Raw genomic sequence first — 6,668 nt, forward strand, 5'->3', positions numbered from 1 at the left:
TACTGATGAGGAAGTTGAACCGATAGAAATTAGATAAATTTAGGTGTTACTCCATATCGCCCAGTAAGTAATCTTCATCGCTACTCACTACTGCGCCGTGCTTTAAGAAGTTCTTACCTAGGATCATGCTGTATTCAAAGCGAGAGCGATCTTGAAGGTTTACCCTCACCTCTTTCTCTAGGTCACCCAACTTCACCTTCATTTCTACCACTGGGCGAATGTTCACCTTCTCGCCTTTCTTAGCTTTAATGCGCATTACATCAATCACAGGCTTAGTGAAGTCTTGCTTATCGCCTTGGTTGTTTTGATAGGTAAAGCTCACCATGTCTTGGCCGTCTTTCTTAAATCGTTTGATGTTGACTGCGTTCATTGAGCTTACATCTGCGCCTGTATCCAACTTGGCAGGGAATGTCATGCCGTTGACTTCAACAACCTCGATGTGCCCGACTTTAAACAAAGGCTCCGATTTCAAAAGATAATCAGATCGAGTATTCACATATACCCCATCTTTCGCCATCTTCTTACCTAAAACAAAGTAGGCCTCTTTCTCATTACTGTTAAGTACATCGATAGCAAACTCTTGTTGGCGAACTTTACCAGCGCCCAAAAACTCACCACTTACAACCGGACGAGTATCATCACCGACCTTAAGCTTCTTAATAATTGACTTTGTTATCTTCTGCTTCTCACCATTTACATCTGTAAGATAAAATTCAACAGAAGCCTCTTTGCCTTTACCTGTCATTTCAAAACTGTCGACCTTCAGCAAAGGCGTGTTGACAGTAAATGAAGCAACAGCCTTCATAGGAAAACCATCTAATGTGATATCTTCTTCCGGTGAGATAATCAGTGGCTCAGTCTTTTTCGCGACCTCGCTGAAATTCTCAGATCCTTCAGAAAGAATATTTTCAGCGTTGGTATCAATCATGAAAAGTTCGCTTGCGGTGCTTGTACCAAATCTCAACTGTGACACGCTACTCGAGCGGTCACGTAGGTACACCAGAACGTCTTTGGTTGTGTTTTCATCGAGTTGGACTGGTACATATACCAGAGGTCTCTTTTTACCACTCACGCTTAACATACGAACTAATGGCAGTGTCATCTCTTTCTGTTTGCCATCGTTGTCGAACATATCAAACGTCACTTCACTGTTCTTCTTATCTACGTCGATGTCTTTTGCATGAAGAATACTGTAGCGATTCTTTAAGGAGAAGGTCGCGTTCATCGCCATTCCGGAGATAGACACCACCTCTTTACGGCCAACAACCGTCGCGTTTTCCTGCTCTTGCAAATAGTCGTAACCAGCAAACACTAAGGCGTTGTCAGCAAGAAAGGTTTTGCCGATCAGCACTGGCGCAGAGAAGTGACTTCTGTCCGTCAGGTTAACGTCTGTTTTTAATTCATGGTCCGCAATAGTCAGCGACATCTTAACCGTAGGGCGAAGCAAAGGCGTGCTGCTGGTGCGGCTGCGTATTATGCTGACACGCTCTAAAGGTGCTTCGATTAATACCATGTCACCCGTACGTGGGTTTTGAACCTTGAAAGAGACCACAGCTTCATATTTCGCAAAGGTGCTGCCATCCCAATCATCGTAATCAACATCAGAATTGTTCAACAGGTCTTCGGTTAACGCCGCCATCAACTCTTTGTCTTTGAGATTTTGGTAATCGGGATTAGAGCTCTTCACATGAATGTCTTCCGCATGCATAGAAGTGGTTTCCGCACCGGTATCAATTTTACCAATGAAAGGAACGTCTTTTAGCCCTTGAACGCTAGATAGGTACACGTTCTCAGTACGACCTAATACCGACTTACCATCGAGTTCGTAAGTCGGGTTTTGAGTGGTGTGTGAAGTGTCTGTAGCCAAAGAATATTGTGTAAAAAGTAGAGTGCTTAAAAGAGTTAGAGCCAAAGGTATCTTTTTCATTAGTTGGTCCGTTGTGATCAGTTCACTAATAATACTGGCGATTCGGCAAATAGTTCCCCCACCAGCAATGGTTCTCACATAACGTTAACGCTATGAGTTTTTCGATGACAAACCGATGACTTTGCGCTGCATTCGCTTATCGATTATTGACTAATGGATACCCAACAACCTGTTCAATACTCAGTGTTACATTGGAGAAATGAATACAAAAAAGGCCAACGACAAGCGCTGACCTTAGCTATTCAAAACACACCTGAAGCGAGTTTAACTTGCTAAAACACAAACGGTTCTAGATAAACATAGCACTAAAAAGTCCCGACTGTTTTCTTTGCACAGATAGCTCGAGCTTTTTCTGCGTTCTCACCTTTATTTTTGAGATAGCACTGTCGATAAGATTCGACGTAGCGCTCAAATAACACTTTGGCTTCAGGTTTGGGTTTAGAGAGCAGTTGATTGACGAACTTTCTTGAGCCGACCTCAAAATGCTGAGTATCGATTGGGCTATTCCAATCCCCTCCCCAGATAATAAAGCCATGATGAGCAAACAGCTCCACCACATCTTCTGCCATGCCTCGGCGTTCAATTTCATCACGCGCGCGAAAGCGAGTACGGTTCACATAGCGGGTTGCCGATTGTGATGGCTTGACCGTGATGGTTCCGTTTTTATCGAACTCTAAGAAAGGATTTTGAACTGGGTTGATGTCGATTGCCACACCATAGGCATGTTTCGACCAACCTCCTCCGCCGGTAATAGGACGAGCGTTAAACCCGCTACTGTTGTTCGCGTCCATTGAGGCGCTATCGTCACCTTTAAACTCACGCATTAGGCGAGCGGAATGAAGAGGAAAATTGCGCTGTTTAAGCTCTGAAAAGATTTGTTCAAGAGCTGGCGCAATAACATCAAGCACGATCATATTGCCCTGTTGCGTCTCCCCTTTGAAATTAATGAAATCGAAATCCACCTTAGATAGTCGCTCACAACCAACAGGCGCACCACTACTCAAGACATTGTTCTTTTTCATCATGTCGCATTGCCATTGAGATATAGGGGCAACTTGGGCATAACTCGCAACACTGAGCACAGTGGCCAGCCAGCCGACAATAAAACGTTTCATATCAAAGACTCAAAAATATTAAGAGTGAAAAGTAGCAGAGTTGGAAAATAGCAGAAGTTGGAAAATAGCATATTAAGCCAAGTTGAGCGCACGATTTGTTAGCGCGCTTTATTCCAATAGACAATCTCTCTAACTCGTCCGTTCTGATCCTTGTCAGCTTCTCCACCAACATCAGAAAGTTCAGGTAAGGTCGATAATTGCGGAGCGTAATAGGCAACCAACATAAGTACAAAAGCATCGTAAATATCATCTATCGCGACGTCTTTACGCTTGGTGGTTGAAATGGCCAACGACAAGCCGTCACACCATTGAGGGGCAAGTTGCTGAATAATAGAAAGCCGTTCCTCTTTGCCTTCTTGTGTTCGTTTGGAAAACATCAGCGGTTCGCCTTTCAAAGCTGCAAACACCACCTCAGGGTGTGATTCCCTGATAGAAAGATTGGGATGAGTTTCAATGAGCTCATCAAGCTCGCGGATCTTGGGCACAATTCCCCAAGTCTGTTTAGAAAATTTCTTATCAAGCTGCTCCACATTGGCACTGCACGCCGCAATGTAATCAGTTTGATAAACCGCCTCTCGGCACGGAACAGGAAACACGGAAGAACCACGCTTGCTGGTGAGAAAACGTCTTGCTGCTTTATCGCATAATCTATCTGGAGTAAGCGAATCGCTAAAGCCAATAGGCATATCGATTAATGTTGTTGATTCCGTAAGATCACCAACCAACTCATCGAGCGTATTTTCCACCTTAAACGCAGGTATCTCACTGTCAGAGATAATCCAAGCGATCCAACCGGCCTTGCAGCCATCAATTCCGATGTATTTCATTGTGCTCTCGATGATTAGTTTGTTGAGGGCTATTTGGGATAACTAGCCACTTAATGATCAGTGCCACTCATTAATTAACAGTCTGCTTTTCACGCCACGTACCTGTAAACCCATTGCATCGAACACCTCTTCGAAGTCTCGACACTGTGGTGGAATATTGGGTAAAGAAAGTGCTGCTTCAGAAAAGAATTGTTGTTCAAAATGAGCCGAATCGCTCCACGCCAATTGCCACCATTCGAGAATACGAAATTTAGACGCTCGAAGTTTTTCAGCCGTAGGAACTTTGTCACTTTTGCTTAGGTTCTCTTTGCTTGTGGTCGGAAAGAGGTTCCACTTGTCGTTATTCGGCCAATAAGCAAAAGGCAAGCAGTGATCAACGTGATACTCATTTTTTAATGATTTTCCACTCCAGACACTGACAATATCGGCACGTTCAGATCTAAGTTGTTCGACACGTTTACGCACATCGCGAGTATCGTGGTTTTGATCGATCCATACCAAGCAGTCGTGATACGTCTGTAGTGAGATACTTCGCTGTCGGTTCAACTCGAAACGCTGCATCTCCATGACCCATTGATTCACCACCAGCGGTTCAATCCAAGAGTGGTAGATTCTAAAGCACTCCCACAGGCTTTCATCGAGAGTGAAATAGCCAAAGCTTTCTAAGAACTCACTATCAATGACCAGTGATTCTCGGCTCTTCCGTCGTTTCTGAGGTGGGTATATATCGAATAGTCGGTTGTCTTTCGAGCCTTGATAAATAAAAGTCACAGGCCCTGATTTAATGGTGCTGATCGTTTGTGAAAACAGCTTCTGTAGTGCCTTGGCTTCATCGCCGAGAAACATAGTGCCTATCGCTAGATCATCAGCACTGAGGTGTTTGAGTTTATTCCAACCATCCTCTTTTACAAATCCGAGGCCTTTACTCGTGTTGCTATTTTGCTGAATCCCAGCGCCTTCTATATCGATATCAATCAAACGCTTAAACTGCCTTACCCAATACAGAGCAACTAAGCCCACTGGTAGAGAAATTTTCCCATCCGTTCGATCAATCACAGCGCCTGAATGAGCATCCGCAATTCTCAGTAAAGTTCTTAATAAGGCCAGCTTGTATGTGGCCGACTTGTTGTCATTCACAATAATGTGGCGCACCTTGTTCAAGTCGCCGGAGCCATCATCTGGTAATGTCATCACCACGGTTTGCCACCACACTTCACTGCGGTTCAATGTATCTTGGCTATCATCAACATGACGAACCAACAAGGCGCTGTTTTTTGATAAACGCTCGAGCTCTTCAACTGAGACTTCATAGCCTTGTCGACTGTCTTTAAACTCCCCATGACGCAAAGTAATCACCAACTTGCCATTTGGAGCCAGCAAGTTAGACAACTTTCTAAATGCACGCTCTCGATGAGACGAGGCTAAGTGCATCCATACTGCGCTCACCAATATCAAGTCAAAACGCATTCCGAGGTTTTCAGTGCGGCCAAGCGAGGGAAGTGAATCATCAATCCAGGTAACACTTGGGCTTGTATATTTGGAGCCTTGTTCGCGTAATAAAGCACTTGGTTCTATCGCAATAACATCAGCTCCGGCTTTGTGCATCCATAGCGCATCACGACCACTTCCTGCACCAACATCTAGTACTTTATCGCCCTCTAAAGGCCAATAAGCTTGCCAGCTTTTATGCACCGTCTCGAACGTCACTGAGTTGTACTGTTCACAAAGTGTGTGAGCATTTTTATCGTAAAAAGGAATCGATGAGGACATATGCGCTATTGGGGTAAGGAGTCTATCTCAATAGTAATGGGGAGCTAAGGCGATTGCTAGCAGCTCATGTAAGTTCAGCCACACCAATCAATATTTATCGTTAGTGACTGTTTTATATCAATATCCACCTAATGAGCTCATCAGGCGAGTCACATCACGAATCAGTTTCGTCAGCAAAACAAAAACAAACAAGGTGCAAGCTGACGCGCGAACAGGGATAATTGTTTTGATAATTAAACCAACCTCAAACCCCCAGCCGATAAAGACTAATGACCACATACTCGTACATAGACATCCCATTCAACCTGCGCCACACCTGTTGGTTTTGTGGTGAACCTTCCAATGATGTTGTTGAATTCCCTAAGACTGCACAAGCTATTGCCAAGATAGACTATTCACCGATAGCACTGCCGGCTTGTAATGAGTGTGCGAGAATTAACTATTCAAAGAATCTGACCTCAATTTGGTCTGTGCGCGATCAGATAAAACACACTCTGATAGACAAGTACGCTAAGCACCTTGGCATCGGTGAGAACTGGACGGAGCAAGAGCTTATTGATTCTGATTTCTCGGGTTCGACGCTTGGTGGGTTTGGGCGCAGTGCTTGGAAGATGTATCAAATCGCCAAACAACGCGTCGATTATAAAGGCTGGCCTTTGTCGGTTGATGACATCCCACTTGAGGTATACGACGAAACCAATGGCTTTGAGTTTGACGGTACTCGTTATGCCTCAATCAATTCGTGTATCGATTATTTCACCAAGGCTTCGAGCGTAGACAAAGAGTTGCTATCGCAACTTGTCGACATCGTTTCAACAGACCGTTTTAGCTACGCGCTTCGAATCGCCAAGCTGAACAAGAATGTCTCTAATACCAAACGCTCAGAGATCATCGAAGAAATTTTGCAGCAAGAATCTGAACAAGAAGAGATACTGCTTGAACAAGCTAATTCACTGTTCAACCCAAATGTCGAAGAGGTCAGCATTTCAGGTTCGACGGCTCCAGTGTTCGCTATTCAATGGGCAATGA

Annotated in this window: 5 protein-coding genes; 1 reads left to right on the forward strand and 4 read right to left on the reverse strand. The window is 44.3% G+C overall.

The window, feature by feature from the left end:
- Nucleotides 1–46 precede the first annotated feature (46 nt).
- The 4 genes from AB4496_RS02545 to AB4496_RS02560 all read right to left on the reverse strand — a co-directional run bounded on the left by AB4496_RS02545 (nucleotide 47) and on the right by AB4496_RS02560 (nucleotide 5,639).
- Complete coding sequence (locus tag AB4496_RS02545; protein WP_102249573.1) at nucleotides 47–1,927, reverse strand: RimK/LysX family protein; 1,881 nt, start codon at nucleotides 1,925–1,927, stop codon at nucleotides 47–49.
- A 305-nt stretch (nucleotides 1,928–2,232) separates the two neighbouring features.
- Nucleotides 2,233–3,042: a M15 family metallopeptidase gene (locus AB4496_RS02550; protein WP_102258215.1), complete on the reverse strand. Its 810-nt coding sequence runs from the start codon at nucleotides 3,040–3,042 to the stop codon at nucleotides 2,233–2,235.
- 98 nt (nucleotides 3,043–3,140) lie between these two features.
- Nucleotides 3,141–3,869: a DUF429 domain-containing protein gene (locus AB4496_RS02555; RefSeq protein WP_102258216.1), complete on the reverse strand. Its 729-nt coding sequence runs from the start codon at nucleotides 3,867–3,869 to the stop codon at nucleotides 3,141–3,143.
- A gap of 57 nt (nucleotides 3,870–3,926) precedes the next feature.
- A complete protein-coding gene (locus AB4496_RS02560; protein ID WP_102258217.1) occupies nucleotides 3,927–5,639 on the reverse strand; it encodes a bifunctional 2-polyprenyl-6-hydroxyphenol methylase/3-demethylubiquinol 3-O-methyltransferase UbiG in 1,713 nt (570 codons plus the stop codon).
- 269 nt (nucleotides 5,640–5,908) lie between these two features.
- On the opposite strand from AB4496_RS02560, the gene AB4496_RS02565 reads away from it, so the two are divergent.
- A partial coding sequence (locus tag AB4496_RS02565) for a hypothetical protein (RefSeq protein ID WP_372130556.1) occupies nucleotides 5,909–6,668 on the forward strand: 760 nt, incomplete at its 3' end.

This window comes from Vibrio sp. 10N.222.46.A1, assembly GCF_041473595.1.
Lineage (GTDB): Bacteria > Pseudomonadota > Gammaproteobacteria > Enterobacterales > Vibrionaceae > Vibrio > Vibrio tasmaniensis_A.